At 41.5% G+C, this 20,260-nt stretch carries 18 protein-coding genes and 1 pseudogene; 5 read left to right on the top strand and 14 right to left on the bottom strand.

Features of this window, described 5'->3' with window-relative positions; all coding sequences use genetic code 11:
- Positions 1-38: 38 nt before the first annotated feature.
- Genes QNK26_RS05460 through QNK26_RS05440 form a run of 5 tightly spaced genes read right to left on the bottom strand, consistent with a single transcriptional unit; the run spans position 39 to position 4,964 of the window.
- Positions 39-515, bottom strand: a complete 477-nt coding sequence (locus tag QNK26_RS05460; protein WP_319221368.1) for a 4Fe-4S binding protein — start codon at positions 513-515, stop codon at positions 39-41.
- The gene (locus tag QNK26_RS05455; protein WP_319221366.1) at positions 515-1,105 is read right to left on the bottom strand and encodes a molecular chaperone; all 591 of its coding nucleotides are present in this window, start codon (positions 1,103-1,105) and stop codon (positions 515-517) included. Before QNK26_RS05455 ends, QNK26_RS05460 begins: the two co-directional genes overlap by 1 nt.
- 47 nt (positions 1,106-1,152) lie before the next feature.
- Positions 1,153-1,920 carry a dimethyl sulfoxide reductase anchor subunit family protein gene (locus QNK26_RS05450; protein WP_319221364.1) on the bottom strand — a complete coding sequence of 256 codons (768 nt, stop codon included), beginning with the start codon at positions 1,918-1,920 and terminating at the stop codon, positions 1,153-1,155.
- A complete protein-coding gene (locus QNK26_RS05445) occupies positions 1,920-2,546 on the bottom strand; it encodes a DMSO/selenate family reductase complex B subunit (protein WP_319221363.1) in 627 nt (208 codons plus the stop codon). Before QNK26_RS05445 ends, QNK26_RS05450 begins: the two co-directional genes overlap by 1 nt.
- Positions 2,547-2,549: 3 nt before the next feature.
- Positions 2,550-4,964: a DMSO/selenate family reductase complex A subunit gene (locus QNK26_RS05440; RefSeq protein WP_319221361.1), complete on the bottom strand. Its 2,415-nt coding sequence runs from the start codon at positions 4,962-4,964 to the stop codon at positions 2,550-2,552.
- A gap of 460 nt (positions 4,965-5,424) precedes the next feature.
- Here QNK26_RS05440 and QNK26_RS05435 point away from each other — a divergent pair, with 460 nt between their 5' ends.
- The 3 genes and pseudogenes from QNK26_RS05435 to QNK26_RS05425 all read left to right on the top strand — a co-directional run bounded on the left by QNK26_RS05435 (position 5,425) and on the right by QNK26_RS05425 (position 8,437).
- Positions 5,425-6,576, top strand: coding sequence for a Na/Pi cotransporter family protein (locus QNK26_RS05435; protein WP_319221360.1), 1,152 nt, complete (start codon positions 5,425-5,427; stop codon positions 6,574-6,576).
- A gap of 206 nt (positions 6,577-6,782) precedes the next feature.
- Positions 6,783-8,147, top strand: a pseudogene (gene yegQ, locus QNK26_RS05430) (tRNA 5-hydroxyuridine modification protein YegQ).
- Positions 8,148-8,173: 26 nt separating this feature from the next.
- Positions 8,174-8,437, top strand: a complete 264-nt coding sequence (locus QNK26_RS05425) for a YfhL family 4Fe-4S dicluster ferredoxin (RefSeq protein ID WP_319221359.1) — start codon at positions 8,174-8,176, stop codon at positions 8,435-8,437.
- Positions 8,438-8,505: 68 nt separating this feature from the next.
- On the opposite strand, the gene rimJ is transcribed toward QNK26_RS05425, so the two are convergent.
- The 3 genes from rimJ to ubiT all read right to left on the bottom strand — a co-directional run bounded on the left by rimJ (position 8,506) and on the right by ubiT (position 10,470).
- Complete coding sequence (gene rimJ, locus QNK26_RS05420; RefSeq protein ID WP_319221357.1) at positions 8,506-9,084, bottom strand: ribosomal protein S5-alanine N-acetyltransferase; 579 nt, start codon at positions 9,082-9,084, stop codon at positions 8,506-8,508.
- Positions 9,085-9,101: 17 nt separating this feature from the next.
- The gene (locus QNK26_RS05415) at positions 9,102-9,680 is read right to left on the bottom strand and encodes an NADPH-dependent FMN reductase (protein WP_319221355.1); all 579 of its coding nucleotides are present in this window, start codon (positions 9,678-9,680) and stop codon (positions 9,102-9,104) included.
- Positions 9,681-9,942: 262 nt separating this feature from the next.
- On the bottom strand, positions 9,943-10,470 hold the full coding sequence (ubiT, locus tag QNK26_RS05410; protein WP_319221353.1) for a ubiquinone anaerobic biosynthesis accessory factor UbiT: 528 nt from the start codon (positions 10,468-10,470) through the stop codon (positions 9,943-9,945).
- A 173-nt stretch (positions 10,471-10,643) separates the two neighbouring features.
- Between ubiT and ubiU the strand changes: the two genes are divergently transcribed.
- Positions 10,644-11,639: a ubiquinone anaerobic biosynthesis protein UbiU gene (gene ubiU, locus QNK26_RS05405; protein ID WP_319221351.1), complete on the top strand. Its 996-nt coding sequence runs from the start codon at positions 10,644-10,646 to the stop codon at positions 11,637-11,639.
- A 96-nt stretch (positions 11,640-11,735) separates the two neighbouring features.
- Positions 11,736-12,617: a U32 family peptidase gene (locus QNK26_RS05400; protein WP_319221349.1), complete on the top strand. Its 882-nt coding sequence runs from the start codon at positions 11,736-11,738 to the stop codon at positions 12,615-12,617.
- A 110-nt stretch (positions 12,618-12,727) separates the two neighbouring features.
- On the opposite strand, the gene nlpI is transcribed toward QNK26_RS05400, so the two are convergent.
- The 6 genes from nlpI to infB form a co-directional block, all read right to left on the bottom strand.
- On the bottom strand, positions 12,728-13,618 hold the full coding sequence (gene nlpI / locus QNK26_RS05395; RefSeq protein ID WP_319221348.1) for a lipoprotein NlpI: 891 nt from the start codon (positions 13,616-13,618) through the stop codon (positions 12,728-12,730).
- Positions 13,619-13,700: 82 nt separating this feature from the next.
- The gene (gene pnp / locus QNK26_RS05390) at positions 13,701-15,818 is read right to left on the bottom strand and encodes a polyribonucleotide nucleotidyltransferase (protein WP_319221346.1); all 2,118 of its coding nucleotides are present in this window, start codon (positions 15,816-15,818) and stop codon (positions 13,701-13,703) included.
- 214 nt (positions 15,819-16,032) lie between these two features.
- Positions 16,033-16,302: a 30S ribosomal protein S15 gene (rpsO, locus tag QNK26_RS05385; protein ID WP_319221344.1), complete on the bottom strand. Its 270-nt coding sequence runs from the start codon at positions 16,300-16,302 to the stop codon at positions 16,033-16,035.
- A gap of 216 nt (positions 16,303-16,518) precedes the next feature.
- Positions 16,519-17,484 (bottom strand): tRNA pseudouridine(55) synthase TruB, encoded by a 966-nt coding sequence (truB, locus tag QNK26_RS05380; protein ID WP_319221343.1) that lies wholly within the window; start codon positions 17,482-17,484, stop codon positions 16,519-16,521.
- Positions 17,485-17,486: 2 nt separating this feature from the next.
- Positions 17,487-17,912: a 30S ribosome-binding factor RbfA gene (gene rbfA, locus QNK26_RS05375; RefSeq protein ID WP_319221341.1), complete on the bottom strand. Its 426-nt coding sequence runs from the start codon at positions 17,910-17,912 to the stop codon at positions 17,487-17,489.
- A gap of 76 nt (positions 17,913-17,988) precedes the next feature.
- Positions 17,989-20,260 (bottom strand): translation initiation factor IF-2 (infB, locus tag QNK26_RS05370; protein ID WP_319221339.1); only part of this gene is annotated, 2,272 nt, incomplete at its 5' end.

The following is a 20,260-nucleotide window of genomic DNA, read 5'->3' as shown; positions in this document are numbered from 1 at the left end:
CAGCATGTATTCCTTATATGCTGCATCTTTCGAGTCTGCTACTTTAACACGGCTAAATTAACAAAACTTATTGCATTAAATTCACACGCTTCAATACACTCTCCGCATCCATTACATAACTCATTATTAATCACTGGTTGTTGTGAGGATTGCAGTGAAATGGCATGTTTAGGGCACACTTCAATACAAGATTGACAATACTTGGCAATTTTACTATCACAACGAAAATCTATTTTCACCGTCAAATTAGGACATTCAAGCGCCCCTGTCTGGCAGATTTGAGCACAATCCAAACAGTCGCCACAATCGCCGCTATCCAATACTGGATAATCATGTTCGAGCTTAATGAAATTAGCAGAACATGCTTTGATGCAGTCGCCGCACTGATTACATAACCTTAAAAAATCAACTTCTTGCTTTGCGAAAGGTGGGCGTGTAAATAATGAGGGTAAAGGCTCGATATTACGCTGAAGCTTACTGAACAATGCGCGCCGAGACGGGTTAAATTCTGGCATTATTTATAAAGCTTAGTTGGCTGTAATTCAAGTCCCATATCATATTGAATATTTTTAAGAAACTCCGCTGTTAAACCAGCAAGATTGACATAAAAAGGACTCTCTTTGGTACTCGACAATAATTCAAGATAACGATAAGCCCAAGGAAGCAGATGAACAGAAAGCAGTTCTATCATTGCAACTTGATCACCTTCTTCGGTTAAACTCGCGAGTGTCCACATCATAAGTCCAAAATGATCCAATGGTTGGTTTGGGATGTCCATTTCAATACCAACGCGATGCAAAAACTCACAATAAGCCTCAGTAGAGTCCCCCATTATCAAATTATCTTTAGTTTGATAAACAGATCCCCAGGGTGGTGCGATTAGCTCACCTTGTCCTTCGAATAGCACAGAAAAACTATACTTGGTCGCAGTGCCCAGTTCTAATTGCATCGCTTGAACCAAACTCTCGGCTTTAGCATGATCTTGCCAATGATAAGCATCAACAAGGCATGTTAGGTCGTTATAAACGTCTTTAGCCAAGTCTGATTCAGGGGAGTAAAAATAAAGTACACCGAGTGCACGAGGTAAAACTGCAATATTATTCATTTTTTATCCTAAATAATGAGGAGATAATATCTCCTCATTACTATCTATTACATGCCGATTTGCCAAAAATCATAAAAGCCAATTCGGCCACACAACTCTGATGCTAGCAAAAAGACAACCGCAAACGAGGCTGCTGCATTATATTTCGCTTTTGTTGGAAGTATAGCGGCAAGCGCAAGACCAGCAAAGACCATTTTTAACGTCCAAAACAACAAGTCTTTTTGTAATAACGCTGGGGCTGTCGCATTCACGTGTGCAAAATACATTGGAATTATCGCAATACTCACAATAACGAACAACACTGTAGCATAAGCAAACAGACGCTCCTTACTGAATAAGTGAACCACGACCGCCCCCATACTCAAGGCTGTTAGAATCATTTGCATCGGAGTGAAAATAGTGTTCCATTGCGGTACCGTTGCCAGGGTATAGATAGTAGGAATGATAGCTATCAGTACTAACGCTGCAATTGATGCCAGTAAACCCAACGTTTTTACTAACGCGAGCGATTTTTTCATCCATCCAAGTGCCACAGTTAAAAATAGCAATCCACCAAATATAACCGTCGCCACGATTTCATTGCTCATAGGTGAACGGCCAACCCCCATAAAGGCATTGATCGCACGTAACGGTTGTCCTAAATGGAATAATGAAGCGATACCACCGAGACTGATCGAAATCAACGCAACAAACATAACTTTGTTATACTCATCGCTATCAAGTTTGCTGATAAATAAAGCTAAAGTTGCAAATAATGTAATACCTGCCGCTGTTTGCGCTAGCAATGTAAGAAATACTAATGGTAATTCATGCATTACTTCACCTCCGTTGCATTTTGTAGAGAGCCTATAGTCGGTTGTTTATTTGACACACCTTTAGCATGAGTACGGACAATTAAATTCGGACTTGTTAAGCGTGAATCCGGTAACGGTGCAACATCACATTGGCTACCATACTTAGCCCGCAATTCTTTAATGTCACCAAACTTGATTGCACGTTGTGGGCAAGAATCAACACATATCGGGTTAGCGCCTTGCTCTATAAGGTCTATACAACCATCACACTTAGACATTACCTTTTTATCTGCATCATATTGAGGGGCACCATAAGGGCAACGCATTGCGCAATATTTACAACCAATACATTTGTCCTGATCGACCAGTACTAATCCGTTATCTTCACGCTTGTGCATTGCGCCTGTTGGGCAACCTGCAACACAAGTTGGGTTATCACAGTGGTTACAAGATATAGATAAGTAGTAAGCAAAGGTTTGGTTCGTCCATGCCTTATTCTCATCTTGAGCCCAAGATCCACCACCGTATTCATATACGCGACGGAACTTACGACCAACATCAATATCATTTTTATCTTTACAGCTCACCTGACACGTTTTGCAACCAGAGCAGCGAGAAGAGTCGATATAAAAGCCTAATTGTTTCATCTATTATGCCTTCTTAATTTCTACTAGGTTAGTATGTTGTGGATTGCCTTTAGCTAAAGGCGAAAAACTGTGAGTGGTTAAACTGTTAATACAGCCACCAATATCAATACCATTTTTCACGACAGACCAGCCTCCTTCAGGCATTGCGACCACATCAGGCATCACCCGATTAGTCACTTTAGCTGCCATCAACACTTTACCTATATCATTGAAAATAAGCGTCATGTCACCATTTTTAATGCCTCTTTGCTCTGCATTTATAGGGTTAATCCAAATTTCATCAGGCACAGCTTCAGCCAATATACTAACGCTTGCATACGAGGAATGAGTATGACCTTTAGTATGAAATCCGGTCATCTGTAACGGGTAATCCACGACTCTGTCTTTGTCGGTATGAGAACGAGGCACACTTAAAAACTCAGGAATTGGTGTAATTCGGTCGCCTTTTGGTAAAGTCCAAGCATCTGATTTTTCTTGTAAGCGTTCAGAATAGATCTCAATTTTGCCTGATGGTGTCGCGAGTGGATTTGCAATTGGATCGTTGTAAAAGTCGCTATGTGCAATGCTATTCGCTTTTGCTGAACGCTGCTGATCTATAACACCTTTACCTTTTACTTCTTTAAACTCAGGAAGGTAGGTACGTTTTTCACGAACTAAATTGTAATTGTGTTCAATTAGCTGTGCTTGCGTTCGACCTTCAGTAAATTTCTCTTCGAGGCCAAGGTGACGAGCGATGTCTGCGCATACATCATAGGTGCTACGCGCTTCCCATAATGGTTGAATCGTTTTATCCATCGAGATCATGTAATGGTTAGAACCCGATGCATAAGAGTTATCAACTAAGTCTTCAGATTCTAGATACGTGGTCTCTGGTAATAAAATATCAGCAAATTTAGCCGTTGCTGTCATGTGGTTATCAATAACAACGATCATTTCACATAACGAATCATCAGCAAGGATTTCACGCGTACGATTTAAATCACCATGTTGGTTGGCTAATACATTACCCGCTTGATTCAACATGAATTTAATACCATGTTTTAACTTATCTGCATTACGTAAACCAAAACCAGTTGGTGTGAATACCTCTGGATTTGCGATTGCGTCGGTCCATGAAAATACTGGAATGGCCGTTTTCACCGAATTAGCTACTTTGGAAAATGTAGGTACACCGTATTTGGTCGAATATGGCCAATTTCCAGAGTTCGTCCCTGCGCGGCCAAAGTTACCTGATATAATACAAAGCGATTGAATGGCACGAACAGTTTGCTCGCCATTATGGTGACGCTGCGGCCCCCATCCTTGAGCGATATAACACGCTTTTGATGTCGCAACTTCTCTACCAAGCTGCTTAATTCGATCTGCTGGGATACCCGTTAATCTTGCCGCCCATGCCGGTGTTTTGGCAACGCCGTCATCACCTAAACCAAGAATATAATCTTTATAACTGGCATTTGATTTTGCTGATTCAGGTAAAGTAGCACCAGTAAAGCCTACTGCGTATTTACTCACTTCTGCTTCATTGATCAAATTTTCTTTGATCATAGTAAAAATCATACCCGCGATAAGTGCGGCATCCGCTGTCGGTTTAATCGGTAACCATTCGGCATCTTGTACTATCGAGGTATCGGTATAGCGTGGATCAATAATAATAACTTTTGCGTTCGATTTACCGAGTGCTCGACGCAATTCTTCAACTTGACCACCACCAGACATTCTCGTTTCTGATGTATTCATACCAAAGAAAAGAACCAGATCAGAATCTTCTATTTCAGTGAAATGAGAACCCACATATTTCCCATAAGTGTACGGAGTTGCTTCATTAATTTGTGCTGTAGAATAAGAATTGTAGTAGTTTAAGTAACCGCCACTTAACGCTAATAAACGAACCCAAGCTTCTCTACCTTGCGTATGATAGTAAGCACCTGTGCCATATTGATTATATACCGCTTCAGGACCATAGGTTTCATGCACTCGAGCTAATTCACTGGCAATTGTCTGTGTAGCTTCTTCCCAAGAAATACGTTCAAATTTACCTTCACCACGTTTACCAATACGCTTCATTGGGTATTTTAAACGGTCTGGATTGTAAACACGGTAACGATTTGAACGCCCACGTAGACAAGGTCGAATTTGATGTTGACCAAACTCCGAATCATCCGACGTATCAGCGGGTTCAATTTGCAGAATTCGGTCATCCTTCACTTTAACTTTAAGTGCACAACGGCTACCACAATTCACTAAGCAAGCGCTGTATTTAAATTCTGTTTTAGATTCTTTTGACGCGGCTTGTACTTTTTTAGAAAATGGAAGAGTAGACAATGAAGTTGCGACTGTCACTGTAGCACCTAACTTTCCTGAGTACTTTAGCAGTTTTCTTCGCGTTGTTTCTATATTTAGAAACGGGAGTGTAGCCATAACATGTCCTTAGAGTTGTAATTTAGTCAATAACTTTATAAACGGATAAAGTTAAGAGATAAGCACTGAATTAATACTGTAATTAAATCACAACTACTACTAACAGGGTACTTCTTTAGTGGTTACATCTGTTTTTTTAACTTAAACATGTTTCACCTCAATTTATAGATTGCAGCTCTATAACAAACCTAAAACCATGATGAGTAGTCTACGCTCTAACCTAATAATATTTTTTAAAGAATTAATAACCCACAATAAAGGCACCAACAAAAACAAGTAAGATATAAAAATAAATAAATAAATTTCACACGTTTAAAATCAATAGCTTACGCCAAACCCCAGGACTTTTATGACATTAAAAATTCACTGTCATATTACTGTCATATAAGTTTGTTTTAATCCATCTCGTCAACTAACTGAAACAAATCTGTCATTTAACACAGGTAAACGGTACTTAGAGATGAAAAATAACGAAGCAATTGAATTAAACCCAAGCGCAATGCAAAAAATATTCAGCTGGGTAAGTGTAGCCGCATTGGTATACTTCGTATTAGTAGCAGTATCTACGGTAAGTGGAGGCTTTAAAATGTTCTCCGGTGGTAGCGCTGGTGCAGAACAAATATTCGCTTTCGCAACTAACCCATTTGTGGCTTTATTATTAGGTATTCTAGTAACGGCGTTAGTCCAATCTTCAAGTACTGTAACGTCAGTCATTGTTGGTCTAGTCGCCGGTGGTTTACCAATCTCAATCGCAATCCCGATGGTTATGGGTGCGAATATGGGTACTACAATCACTAACACTTTTGTGAGCATGGGTCATATCCGTGACAAAAAAGAATTCGAACGTGCATTTAGTGCTGCAACAGTACATGATTTCTTTAACTTGCTTGCCGTTGCTATCTTCCTGCCATTGGAAATTGCATTTGGTATCCTTGAAAAAATGGCAACCTATCTTGCAGACTTCTTTGTTGGTGGCAGCAGTTTAAGTATTAAAGAATTCAACTTCATTAAACCGTTAACGAAGCCATTAACAAACCAGATTAAAGAACTTGCAGGCTCATTGCCTGTAGAAAGTAATACAGCGGGTCTAATCATGGTATTCATCGGTATCTTCATGATTGGCTTCTCTGTTACCTTCCTAGGTAAAGTATTAAAATCAGTCATGGTTGGTCGTGCTAAAGCAGTATTACACGGTGCCATCGGTCGTGGTCCAGTAAGCGGTATCTTATCAGGTACAGCGGTAACCGTGATGGTGCAATCATCATCAACGACAACGAGCTTAATGATCCCACTCGCGGGTAGCGGTGTGTTTACTACACGTCAAATCTTTCCATTCACACTGGGTGCAAACATAGGTACAACGATCACAGCATTACTTGCAGCAACATCAATCAGTGGTGATACGGCGCAACTAGCAATGACAATTGCACTGGTACACGTAATGTTCAACGTATTCGCAGTAGCGCTTATCTACGGTATCCCAGCACTTCGTGAGATCCCAATTAAATGTGCAGATGCATTAGCACGCCAAGGTACTGAAAACAAATTCATCGCCTTTGGTTATGTCGTCGGTGCATTCTTCGCCATACCTGGATTGATGATTATTTTCTAAATTCATGGCTAAATAATGGTAATAAAAAGCTCAGACTGGTTCTGAGCTTTTTTGTATCTGCACGAAAATAACCCACGACCTCAGTAAAAGTTATCCGAGAACTTGATTTAGATCAAAACCAAAATGCCAACCAAGGCGTAGAATCGCGAACCTTGATGTCCGAAGGGCATTCCCTGACTTGAACTCAGACAAAAATTGAGGTTGAAATGTTTACTCCAGAATTACTTTCCCCTGCCGGTTCTTTGAAGAACATGCGCTATGCTTTCGCTTACGGTGCTGATGCTGTTTACGCTGGCCAACCACGCTATAGTCTACGTGTTCGTAACAATGAATTTAGCCTAGAAAACCTAGAAATTGGTATCAATGAAGCGCACGCACTTGGTAAACAGTTCTACGTGGTTTGTAATATCCAACCTCATAATTCAAAATTAAAAACCTTCATTCGTGATTTAACGCCAATCATCGCCATGAAACCAGATGCAATCATCATGTCTGATCCAGGCCTGATCATGATGGTGCGTGAAGCTTTCCCTGATATGGTTATTCACCTATCTGTACAAGCAAACGCAGTAAACTGGGCAACCGTGAAATTCTGGTATACCCAAGGTATTAAGCGTGTGATCTTATCACGTGAATTATCACTCGATGAAATTGAAGACATTCGTTTCCATTGCCCAGATATGGAAATCGAAGTTTTTGTACACGGTGCATTATGCATGGCTTATTCTGGCCGTTGCCTTCTGTCTGGTTACATTAACAAACGCGATCCAAACCAAGGTTCATGTACTAACTCATGTCGTTGGAAATACGATGCACATGACGCGACTGAAAATGAAACTGGTGATATTGTGGCAACAAGCCCTGAGATATATACACCAGAAGCGGCAGAACCAACATTAGGTAAAGGTAAACCGACCGACCAAATTTTCTTATTACAAGAACAAGGTCGTCCAAACGAATACATGCCAGCATTTGAAGATGAGCATGGTACTTAAATCATGAACTCAAAAGACCTACGTGCTATCCAACACGTTGAGCGTATAACTAAAATGTGCGTACATTCATTAAAAATTGAAGGTCGTACTAAGTCGTTCTACTACTGTGCACGTACTGCGCAAGTATATAAGCAAGCGATTAACGATGCCGTTGCTGGTCGCGAATTTGATCCATCACTATTGGGTACACTAGAGCACCTTGCCCACCGTGGTTACACTGAAGGTTTCTTAAGCCGTCATACACACGATGCATACCAAAACTACGATTACGGTTATTCAATCAGTGAAACACAACAATTTGTTGGTGAGCTAAACGGCCGTAACGACAAAGGTCTTGCTGAAGTGATCGTGAAAAACAAATTCTTAGTCGGTGATTCACTCGAACTAATGACGCCACAAGGCAACATGACCTTCAAACTTGAAGAATTAGAAAACCGTAAAGGTGAGTCAATGGAATATGCACCAGGTTCTGGTCACATTGTTTACTTACCGGTACCAGAAGAAGTTGAGCTGGACCATGCGCTACTTATGCGTAACTTTGCCAATAGTGAAGATACGCGTAACCCGCATAAATAATCCATCAGGAAAGAAGAAATAACCTTATGGCATTATTAATTAATGATAAGTGTATTAACTGTGACATGTGCGATCCGGAATGTCCGAATGGCGCAATTACCTTTGGTGCCAAGATTTATGAAATCGACCCGCTATTATGCACAGAATGCGTAGGTCATTATGATAAACCAACCTGTAAGACGGTTTGCCCGATTAACTGCATTATTACCGATCCGGATTATGTAGAAAAAGAGGACGCGTTATGGGAAAAATTTGTCATGATCCAAGAAGCGACAAAAGCAGCACGCTAATCAAGCTGTAACTTGACTTAAGTCTGATAAATACGAAAACGGCGAGCTTATAGCTCGCCGTTTTGTTTTTAATTCAGGGCTTTTCGCGCCGACCAATCTTCATGTAACAAGGCAGTTAACACATGGTCTTGCCAGCTTCCTGCTATTTTCAAGTATTTACGAGCATAGCCTTCACGCTCAAAACCTAATCGCTGTAATAAAGCGCCACTACGCTCATTCACCGGAATATAATTAGCCATTACTCGATTTAAACCAACATTTTCAAACATAAAGCCTAAACATGTTTGCAAAAACTCAACCATCAGCCCCTGCCCTTCATGAGCCTTTGCAATTGAATAACCAAGATAGCACGACTTAAATACCCCTTGAATAATGTTACTAAAATTAGCCACCGCGACAATTTCAGACTTATCCGGCGTCATGGCGATAAAACTGATCGCACTAGCATCATTAAACTCAGCATGAATTTGCGCAATACGCAGTTGCCACCAACGTAAAGTATAATAAGCATCGCTACGTTTAGGTTCCCAAGGGCTGAGATGTAATTGGTTGCGAACATAATACTGGCATAGCTTTTCAGCATCACTCGCCATCGCCACTCGAATGACTAAACGCTTAGTGACAAATTGGGGGAAATTTGATGACATCGAACACCTCAGCTAAACTAGACGAGATGTAATCGTGTTGACGATAATAGACCACCATTATCAACCAGCTGCTTCATCAAGCCTAAATTAGCCAGTATACGTTCTACTAATGGGGTTTCAAATGGATAATAACTTTCTTTACAGTTATTCACTGATTCAATCGTCGCCACAATAAAGTGTTCCAAAATCAGACAAGTACGATTTTTACAAAAATTAGCCAGCCATAACTCTGAAGACGAGTATGTGCCACGGCAATTACTACCCACCCTTAGTACTGCACTCGGCAACAAAGCTAAATTGTCACGTTCACAAAATGCATAAAAGTTATCTAAACTTGTTTCTTCCCACTCCGGACTGACAATCATGATGGCATCAGCACTTTGCATTAATTGCGCACTCACTTGCCACTCATGTTGCCAATCAGCCATTTCACTTTTGATCGCGTTATCCCAAATAGGCAAAGGTATGCTGGCAAAATCCAATAAATCAACGCGGTTAAATAACTGCGATTGCTCAGCGAGTTGTAATACCGATTGTGCAATCTTAATAGTTGTCGACTTATTTCGGGTACTGCCACTAATAACAACTAACCCCACATTATGCTCCCTGCATCAAGATATAGACGATTAAATCATTGCCATATCTATATGAAATACTGATTAATAGCTTGATGATAGGAGGGAAGAGTGAGTGCAGTCTATAGGGGTCGCTTAAAGCAATACTATAACCATACTAAGGCATGAGCGAATACCAACTTCGCGATCATCATGATAGCGATGACTGACAAGTTGGCTATTCCGGCGGTGGGATTAACAATGATTGGTAACCCGAACACTAAGGCTAATAGGTCGTGAAGGGTTAAGCCGTTGCTTTACCTTTCACTGTACTACTTAATTCTGGTTCAGTTAAACCTTGCTGAATAAACTCAGCAACATAAGCCAATAATGTGGTGACCGATTTTGGTAACTCATCTAAATCAAAACTATCGAGCATATTTTTCACTTCAAGACCGAGCTCAGTATCCCCTTCAATTTTCAAACGACGTTGAAAAAATAACGTATCTGGATCTTCTTTACGGGCCGTAATTAACACTAATTCATTTAAATTGCCTTTAAAGCTAACATCGACTGCTTGTGCTTTGGGTGCAATAACCAGCTTATTGTTCTCACAACTAATAAACCAATTAATAGCTAAATCGGTAATTTCAACCTGTAGCCACTTTTGCTCAAGAAACTCAAATTCATCATCCGCCAACGCTTCTGAAAATACTTTATTCAGTACCTGTGATAGTACTTTCTCTTGCAGTGAAAAAGGCAATACTTTAGCTGGAATCGCTAATAATCCAGGTACAGTATGTACCAACTTACGGTGTAGAGTATGTAACATCAGGCAATAGTCCTTGAGTAAAAACGTTATTTTAGCCTGCCATCAGCGAGCATATCCTAAGCAAAGTCAATTTAAAGTAGATTAACTCAGATAATCCTGCACTAAATCAAATCCAATAAAACCGGGATACTTTACAATTTTTGTCAAGATTCATCGTTCAAGACACTATCACAATGGAATTACTTTGCCCTGCTGGTAATTTACCGGCTCTAAAAACCGCTGTCGACAATGGCGCTGATGCCGTTTATATCGGTTTTAAAGACGATACGAATGCCCGTCACTTTGCCGGTTTAAACTTTACCGATAAGAAACTCGATAAAGCCGTTGATTATATCCGTAGTCACGATCGCCACTTACATGTAGCGATCAATACCTTTGCTCACCCCGGCAAACTCGAACGCTGGGAACGCGCCGTGGATCGTTGTGCCGATATGGGTGTCGATGCCGCGATTATCTCGGATGTGGCGGTACTTGATTATGCCACCAAGAAATACCCTGATTTAGAATTACATTTATCCGTGCAAGCCTCTGCAACCAATGTGGAAGCCATTAACTTTTATACCAATAATTTTAATGTCAGTCGGGTGGTATTACCGCGGGTATTATCGATTCATCAAGTCAAACAGTTAGCCCGTAATACCGATGTCGAGTTGGAAGTGTTTGCTTTTGGTAGTTTATGTATTATGGCTGAAGGTCGCTGCTATTTATCATCGTATTTAACCGGTGAATCACCGAATACGGTTGGTGCCTGTTCACCGGCCAAATATGTACGCTGGGAAGAAACAGCGCAAGGCCTAGAGTCTCGCTTAAACGGCGTGCTTATCGACCGTTACCAACCAGAAGAAAAAACCGGTTACCCAACACTCTGTAAAGGTCGCTTTAATGTCGACGGCAAAGTATTCCACGCACTCGAAGAGCCAACGAGCTTAAATACCTTGGCACTAATACCGGAACTGGCACAAGCTAATATTTCCGCGGTGAAGATTGAAGGCCGTCAACGTAGTCCCGCTTATACTGAACAAGTTACTAAAGTATGGCGCGCCGCGATTGATCGCTACCGTCAGGACCCAGAACGCTATCAAGTAGAAGCCGCATGGAATAAACAACTTGATCAGCTTTCTGAAGGCACAAGTACCACACTAGGCGCCTACCACAGAGATTGGCAGTAACCGAGATTGGCAGCAATGTTGACTGCCAAAATTTAAACTGGCGACAATCTATATTTTCAAGAACTTATATTGGTAACAATAGCAGCGAGAATAATCATGAAATACGCATTAGGACCAATCTTATATTATTGGCCAAAACAACAAGTCGAAGATTTTTACGCTGCAGCCGTAAACTCAGACGCTGATATTATTTATCTTGGTGAAACAGTTTGCAGTAAACGCCGTGAACTAAAACCCAAAGACTGGTTAGGCTTAGCAAAAGAAATTGCCGATTCCGGTAAGCAAGTGGTGATCTCAACCATGGCGCTGTTAGAGGCACCATCAGAAGTTAATATACTGCGAAAATACTGTGAGAACGGTGACTTTATCGTCGAAGCCAACGATTTTGGCGCCATCAACTTATTAGCGGAAGCGAAGACCCCGTTTGTCTGTGGTCATGCATTAAATGTCTACAATGCTCAGGTTCTAGAAATATTAGTCAATAAAGGCATGCAGCGCTGGGTAATGCCAGTGGAACTATCACGTGATTGGTTAGTACAATTACAAGAAGACAGCCGTTTGCTCAATATTCGCGATCAATTTGAAATCGAAGTTTTTGCTCACGGCCACCTACCACTGGCTTATTCTGCACGCTGTTTTACCGCACGCTCAGAAAACAGAGCAAAAGATGATTGCGAACTATGCTGTATCAACCATGTAAATGGCAAACCGGTATACAGTCAAGACGATAAAGAGTTATTTACCATTAATGGTATTCAAACCATGTCGGGCTATAAATATAACTTATTAAATGATGTGGCGAGCATGCAGGATCTGGTTGATGTGGTACGCGTTAGTCCGTTAGGTGATTCTGCATTCGACACACTTGGTCAATTTAAACAAGCTGCGGAACAGAGTGTTAAATTCGACTTACAACTGGATCGTGAATGTAATGGTTATTGGCATCAGATCGCGGGATTAGATACGGTGACGTCATAACGCCTCCCTCCTCCGCTTTATACAGGGAGGGCATTTAATGCTCTCTCCATGGAAGAGAGTTAAACAACGCCTCCACCTTAATTCAGGCGGAGGGAGAGGCTTAGCGCTTGTTAACGGTTATTTGCTAATCTAGCCAGCTCTAAACGCGCATAACCATGCTCAATGAACTCATAGACATTATTGCTTAAGGCGAGTTTGAAATAGCTTGCTGCGGCGCTATTATCCTTCATCAATAGCTTATATTTACCAAGATAGAAATACGTTTCAGTTAAACGGTGCGCCAATACTTTGTTATAAGTCGGCTCAGAGTGATCTAATCCATCAAGTAATTTATCCAGCAGTTCAGTTTCAGTTATCGCTTGACTATACAAGGCAACAATATTCCACGACCAATTATCATCAATATGTTGGCTATAACGCGTCTTAACCGATTCTAACGCTTGTTCTGCATTAACTTGATATTCTGGGTAATATAACCATAACGTTCGAAATGGGTCGTTAGGCGCTTCATCATAGGCGCTAGCCAGATCTTCAATGGCTAAGCTATAACGTTCGCCATAATACAGTGCGATACCACGATTAAGTGATACGTAAGTATTTTCAGGATCTAATTGCGCGATTGAATCATAGGCATCAAAGGCTTCATCAAACTGTTCGGTTTGCGTCATATACAAACCAATGAAATTATAAGCGGGTACAAAATCGGGCTGCAGTGTTAAAGCACGTTGAAAGTCTGCATGTGCCAACGAGCGTAAACCCATGCTATCTGCAAGTAAGCCGCGTTCATAAAAATAGCGCGCTTGGCGTACACGATCATCTTTGGCATCGAGGATCAACTGGCTATAACGCATCAGCATGATTTCGGTTTGGTAATTAACTTGAAGTGGTTCAGCGAGAATTAATTCAGAAGGCGTGCGATCATCAGTTGAAAAAGCTCCCGACAATGAACTACAACCTGAAAGTAAGGCTGTAACAATCAATAAACTAAGACATCTTTTCATAATTAAACCACTTATTATTTACAGATACAAAAAAGGAGCGTATCAACGCTCCTTAAAATAATCAATCTAAATTAACAACAAGTTATTCGCTAACTGGTTGCTCAGCTGGCGCTGCAGGAGCGTCCATTGCTTCTTTAATACTTAGACGGATACGACCTTGACGGTCTACTTCTAGAACTTTAACTTTAACTACTTGTTCTACAGACAGGTGATCTGCAACTTTGTTCACTCGTTCTTGCGTAATTTGCGAGATGTGAACTAAGCCATCTTTACCAGGTAAGATGTTAACAAATGCGCCGAAGTCAGCTAGACGTACAACTTTACCTTCGTAGATTTGACCAACTTCAACTTCAGCTGTTAATTGGTGAATACGTTCGATTGCTGCTTGTGCCTGTTCGCCACTTGTCGCTGCAATTTTCACTGTACCGTCATCTTCGATTTCAATCGTAGTACCAGTTTCTTCAGTAAGTGCACGGATTGTTGCGCCACCTTTACCGATGATATCTTTGATCTTGTCCGTGCTGATTTTGATTGTATGAATACGCGGTGCGAATTCAGATACATCATCACGGTTAGTTGCGATAGCTTGATCCATCACACTTAAGATGTGTAGACGTGCAGCTTTTGCTTGTACAAGCGCTTTCTGCATGATGTCTTTAGTGATACCTTCAATTTTGATATCCATCTGTAGTGCAGTGATACCAGCAGTTGAACCAGCAACTTTAAAGTCCATGTCACCTAAGTGATCTTCATCACCAAGGATATCTGAAAGAACTACGCTACGGTCACCGTCAAGTACTAGACCCATTGCGATACCCGCAACAGAAGCCTTGATTGGCACACCAGCATCCATAAGTGCTAACGAAGTACCACATACAGAAGCCATTGAGCTTGAACCGTTAGATTCAGTGATCTCAGATACAACACGTACAGTGTACGGGAATTCATCTGCATTTGGCATAACAGCTAAAACACCACGTTTCGCTAGACGACCGTGACCAATCTCACGACGTTTAGGCGAACCTACCATACCAGTTTCACCAACACAGTAAGGAGGGAAGTTGTAGTGCATTAGGAAACGGTCAATCGTTTCGCCAGTTAGACTGTCGATACGTTGTGCATCACGTTCTGTACCAAGTGTCGCTGTAACTAACGCTTGAGTTTCACCACGTGTGAATAGTGAGCTACCGTGTGTACGTGGTAGAACGCCAGTCATAACACTTAATGCACGGATCATTTCTGGATCACGACCATCAATACGTGGTTCGCCATCTAGAATACGGTTACGTACGATGTTCTTTTCTAAAGAACTCAATAAGTCGCCTGCTTCACGTACATTTAAGTCTGCATTTTCTTCTACTAATTTAGCGATAACTGCAGATTTAATTTCACCAACTTTAGCGTAACGCTCAGCTTTTTCTTGGATTTGGTAAGCAGCAGCAACATCTTCAGAAGCAAGTTCAGCAATTTTAGCTTTAACTTCTTCGTTTACAGTTGGTGCAGACCAATCCCATTTTGGTGTATTAACTTCAGCTGCAAATTCTTTAACAGCTTCGATAACAACTTGCATTTGCTCGTGGCCATAAACAACCGCGCCTAGCATTTGTTCTTCGCTTAGAATTTCAGCTTCAGATTCAACCATCAATACTGCATTTTCAGTACCGGCTACAACAAGGTCTAGTTGGCTTTCTGCTAACTCAGATGTTGACGGGTTAAGAATGTATTCGTCATTTTGGAAACCGATACGTGCTGCACCGATTGGGCCATTGAACGGCATACCAGAGATACTTAATGCAGCTGAAACACCGATTAATGCAACCAAATCAGGTTGAATTTCTGGGTTAACAGAAACAACAGTAGCTACTACTTGTACTTCATTTTTGAAGCCAGCAGGAAATAGTGGACGGATTGGACGGTCGATTAGGCGACATGTTAAAGTCTCGCCTTCACTTGGACGGCCTTCACGTTTAAAGAAGCCACCAGGGATCTTACCTGCAGCGTAAGTACGTTCTTGGTAATTCACTGTTAGCGGGAAGAAATCACGACCAGCTTCAGCTTGTTTTTTACCAACAACACTTACTAAAACAGAAGTATCACCAATGCTTGCCATTACAGCTGCTGTTGCTTGACGTGCAATAACACCTGTTTCTAATGTAACTGTATGTTGACCATACTTAAACGATTTTACGATAGGATTCACTCTTTGTCCTTAATCTTTAATGTCTCTTTAATTTCGTCGCTAAGTATACTGCATAAAAAAATTAAAGGGCAATGTAAGTATTGGAAATAGTGAAATAAGTTGAAAAATAATTCGAGGAGGAAAAAAATGTGGGATAAAGCGCATAAAAACAAAAAGGAGCCAATTGGCTCCTTTCTTATAATTTGTTGTCCGTAGACGTCAAATTAATCGTCGATTAACGACGTAGACCTAGACGTGCAATAAGGTCTGCATAACGTACGTTTTCAGTACGTTTTAGGTAATCAAGAAGTTTACGACGGCTAGCAACCATACGTAATAGACCACGACGGCTGTGGTGATCGTGGATGTGCTTCTTGAAGTGACCTTGAAGGTGGTTGATTTGTGCAGTTAGTAGTGCAACTTGAACTTCAGTTGAACCAGTGTCGCCTTCTTGGCGTGCGAAATCTGCAACGATAGCTGCTTTAGCTTCTACGTTTAATGACATAGTGGAGTCTCCAATATAGATAAGTAGCTTATAGCCGACCACTCGTTCAGCTATAAGAAGAACCGCGGAGTATACAGATGTCGGTTAATTCCTGCAATCATTTTTAGCGTTGAATAGAGAAACAAATTAGACACCGAAAAAGGCGTATAAAAAAGGCACTATTACTGGGTAATAATGCCTTTTATCTCATTCATTAGTCGCTGTCGAATAATGAATTTATTGTGGTTCGCGCGCCTGTGTTTCGTAATTAACGATACGTTTTGGTGCAACACGACCTTGGTCATCTATAGCACCAACGCCAATAAAAGCACGCTCATCACCGACCGTCATACGCACTAAGCCTGATTCAGGTGTGTTTGGTACTACAACAGGCTGCCCATGTAATACAAAACCGCCCGTTTCTTCGCTCATGTTCGCTTCAGGTAAATGACTTACCGCTGAATCAAGTGGCATCAATAACGGATCGAGCACATCTTTCGGCTCAATACCCTCTGCTTTCGCTTGTTCAACCATCTCTTCCAGCTTTTCGAACGTCATCATACGCTCTGCTGGATAAGCGCTAACACCAATACGACGTAGCATAGAGACGTGTGCACCACAGCCTAGTAGTTCCCCTAAATCATCCACGATAGTACGGATATAAGTTCCCTTACTGACGTGAATCTCTAAGTTAACTTCATCATTTTCAAAACTTAATAATTTAAGTTCAAAAACTGAAATAGGACGCGCAGGACGATCGATAAAGATACCTTGACGCGCATACCAGTACAAAGGTTTACCTTCGTGTTTCAATGCAGAAAACATTGACGGTACTTGCTCGGTGTCACCACGGAAAGTATCGAGGCCAATTAACAATTCAGCATCGCTAACATTGACTGGACGTGTTTGCACGATTTCGCCATCAGAATCTGATGTATCAGTACGTTCACCCAGCTTTGCCGTTACTAAATAACGCTTATCTGAATCAAGTAAGAACTGTGAGAACTTCGTAGCTTCACCAAAGCATAACGGTAGCATACCGGTAGCTAAAGGATCTAAGGCGCCAGTATGGCCGGCTTTAGCAGCAAAGAAAATTTTCTTAACACGCTGTAATGCATCGTTTGAGCTAATGCCTGTTGGTTTATCCAACAAGAATACACCGTGTACATCACGGCCATTCCAGCGACGACGACGTCCAGACATGACTAAGACTCTCCTTCAGTAGAGTCAGTTTCATCACCAACAGTACCGAAGTTATCTTGTAGCTCTTTATCCTTAGCACGCACTTCAGTTACTAGGTTTGACAGACGCATACCTTCCACTAAAGTGTTGTCATAGATAAAACGCAGTTCCGGTACGATACGTAGTTTCATTGAACTACCTACTAACGAGCGGATGTAACCACTTGCCGATTCAAGTGCTTTAACACCTTCTTTAATACGTTCTTCATCGTTGTCGATATTGAAGAAAGTAACGTACACTTTTGCGTAAGAAAGATCACGAGATAGGTCAATACTCGATACTGTTACCATGCCTACGCGGGGGTCTTTAACTTCACGTTGTAAAATACGCGCTAATTCTTGTTGTAGCTGCTGCGCAACACGACGAGAACGACTGAATTCTTTTGCCATTTTTAAATTCCTCTAAAGGAAAATGGGGACCTAAGGTCCCCATCAATTTATCTGAATCGAACCGAGCTATTAACCGTTACAGAGTACGTTTAATTTCAACAGTTTCGAATACTTCAATTTGGTCACCAACGCGTACGTCGTTATAGTTCTTAACGCCGATACCACATTCAATACCCATACGAACATCTTGTACGTCATCTTTAAAGCGACGTAGAGATTCAAGTTCACCTTCATAGATAACAATGTTATCACGAAGTACACGGATTGGAGCGCTACGTTTGATAGTACCTTCAGTAACCATACAACCAGCAATTGAACCGATTTTAGGTGATTTGAATACGTCACGAACTTCAGCTAGACCGATAATTTCTTGACGGAATTCAGGCGCAAGTAAACCACTCATCGCTTGTTTAACTTCGTCAATCAAGTTATAGATAACGCTGTAGTAACGTAAATCAACACTTTCGTTGCTTACAACTTCACGTGCTTTTGCGTCTGCACGTACGTTGAAACCAAGTACAATTGCGTTAGATGCAGCAGCAAGAGTAACATCCGTTTCAGTAATACCACCAACGCCACGCGTGATGATTGCTACTTTAACTTCGTCAGTTGAAAGTTTAACCAATGAGTCACAAAGTGCTTCAAGTGAACCTTGAACATCCGCTTTAAGTACGATGTTAAGTTCAGAAACTTCACCCGCTTCCATGTTCGCAAACATGTTATCAAGTTTAGACTTCTGTTGACGAGCAAGTTTCACATCACGGAATTTACCTTGACGGTAAAGCGCAACTTCACGTGCTTTCTTCTCATCGCGTACTACAGTCGCTTCGTCACCTGATTGAGGTACACCAGAAAGACCTAAGATCTCTACTGGAATAGAAGGACCAGCTGATTCGATTGGCTTACCATTCTCATCACGCATCGCACGAACACGGCCGTATTCTAGACCACAAAGAACGATATCGCCTTGCTGTAATTGACCTTGCTGTACAAGTACTGTAGCAACTGGACCACGACCTTTATCAAGACGAGATTCAATAACAACACCCGCAGCAGGACCGACAGCAACAGCTTCTAGTTCTAATACGTCAGATTGTAGCAAGATACCTTCAAGAAGCTCATCAATACCAGTACCCGCTTTAGCTGATACGTGTACGAACATGTTTTCGCCGCCCCAGTCTTCAGGGATAACTTCATGTTGTGCTAGTTCGTTTTTAACACGATCCGGATCCGCACCTTCTTTATCCATTTTGTTCACTGCAATAATCAGTGGAACACCCGCTGCTTTCGCATGGTGGATAGCTTCAATTGTTTGTGGCATAACACCATCATCAGCCGCAACAACCAGTACAACAATATCTGTCGCTTGAGCACCACGAGCACGCATAGACGTAAACGCCGCATGTCCAGGAGTATCAAGGAAAGTGATCATGCCGTTATCAGTTTCAACGTGATAAGCACCAATATGCTGTGTAATACCACCGGCTTCACCGTCAGCAACTTTAGCGCGACGGATGTGATCTAGTAGCGATGTTTTACCGTGGTCAACGTGACCCATGATAGTAACAACAGGTGCACGAGTAACTTTAGTACCTTCACCTTGTGCTTCAGCCAATACCGCTTCTTCTAGGGCATTTTCTTTAACTAAGATAACTTTATGACCCATTTCTTCTGCAACAAGTTGCGCAGTTTCTTGGTCAAGTACTTGGTTAATTGTAACCATAGAGCCCTGTTTCATCATGTATTTGATGATTTCAGTCGCTTTAATCGCCATTTTTTGTGCTAGTTCACTAACACTGATTGTTTCACCGATGCGAACATCACGTTCAACTTTAGCAACTGGCTTGTTGAAACCTTGTTGCATAGCTTCTGGTGCGTTAACTGATTTACCTTGAGCACGGCTATAACGATTATCAGGTTTACGACCTTTCGCTTTACGTGCTTTACCTTTACCTTTTGGTGCTGGTTTAGCCGCTTCAGTTACTGGTGCAACTGCTTTTTTCTTGCGAACGCCTTTTTCTGAACGAGCATCAGCATCATCTTCTGCAGCTTGTGCATGCGTTGATGTGGTTATATGGTAATCAGCCGATTTCTCTTTCTTTTCACGTTCAGCTTCTTCTGCAGCCCAACGAGCTGAGTGTTCTTCTGCTAATTTACGTGCTTCTTCAGCTTTTTGTTGAGCTTCCAGCTCAGCTTTACGAGTGGCTTCCTGCTCTTGCTTCTGCTTCAACGCTTCCGCTTCGCGCTTCGCCATATCATCTGCCTCTTTTGATTTTGTAGTTTTTTGTTGCGTTTCACGTTTTGCTTTTTCGGTAGCATCACGTTTTACTTTTGCTTCTGCGTCAGCT

Origin of the sequence: Moritella sp. (assembly GCF_033791185.1) — a bacterium.
Taxonomy (GTDB): Bacteria; Pseudomonadota; Gammaproteobacteria; order Enterobacterales; family Moritellaceae; genus Moritella.
This window is presented reverse-complemented; position numbering and strand designations above follow the sequence as displayed.

Excerpts from the sequence above, each read along its gene's own strand:
- QNK26_RS05460 (WP_319221368.1), bottom strand. The coding sequence starts at position 515 with ATGCCAGAATTTAACCCGTCTCGGCGCGCATTGTTCAGTAAGCTTCAG.
- QNK26_RS05455 (WP_319221366.1), bottom strand. The coding sequence starts at position 1,105 with ATGAATAATATTGCAGTTTTACCTCGTGCACTCGGTGTACTTTATTTT.
- QNK26_RS05450 (WP_319221364.1), bottom strand. The coding sequence starts at position 1,920 with ATGCATGAATTACCATTAGTATTTCTTACATTGCTAGCGCAAACAGCG.
- QNK26_RS05445 (WP_319221363.1), bottom strand. The coding sequence starts at position 2,546 with ATGAAACAATTAGGCTTTTATATCGACTCTTCTCGCTGCTCTGGTTGC.
- QNK26_RS05440 (WP_319221361.1), bottom strand. The coding sequence starts at position 4,964 with ATGGCTACACTCCCGTTTCTAAATATAGAAACAACGCGAAGAAAACTG.
- QNK26_RS05435 (WP_319221360.1), top strand. The coding sequence starts at position 5,425 with ATGAAAAATAACGAAGCAATTGAATTAAACCCAAGCGCAATGCAAAAA.
- QNK26_RS05425 (WP_319221359.1), top strand. The coding sequence starts at position 8,174 with ATGGCATTATTAATTAATGATAAGTGTATTAACTGTGACATGTGCGAT.
- rimJ (WP_319221357.1), bottom strand. The coding sequence starts at position 9,084 with ATGTCATCAAATTTCCCCCAATTTGTCACTAAGCGTTTAGTCATTCGA.
- ubiT (WP_319221353.1), bottom strand. The coding sequence starts at position 10,470 with ATGTTACATACTCTACACCGTAAGTTGGTACATACTGTACCTGGATTA.
- ubiU (WP_319221351.1), top strand. The coding sequence starts at position 10,644 with ATGGAATTACTTTGCCCTGCTGGTAATTTACCGGCTCTAAAAACCGCT.
- QNK26_RS05400 (WP_319221349.1), top strand. The coding sequence starts at position 11,736 with ATGAAATACGCATTAGGACCAATCTTATATTATTGGCCAAAACAACAA.
- nlpI (WP_319221348.1), bottom strand. The coding sequence starts at position 13,618 with ATGAAAAGATGTCTTAGTTTATTGATTGTTACAGCCTTACTTTCAGGT.
- rpsO (WP_319221344.1), bottom strand. The coding sequence starts at position 16,302 with ATGTCATTAAACGTAGAAGCTAAAGCAGCTATCGTTGCAGATTTCGCA.
- truB (WP_319221343.1), bottom strand. The coding sequence starts at position 17,484 with ATGTCTGGACGTCGTCGTCGCTGGAATGGCCGTGATGTACACGGTGTA.
- rbfA (WP_319221341.1), bottom strand. The coding sequence starts at position 17,912 with ATGGCAAAAGAATTCAGTCGTTCTCGTCGTGTTGCGCAGCAGCTACAA.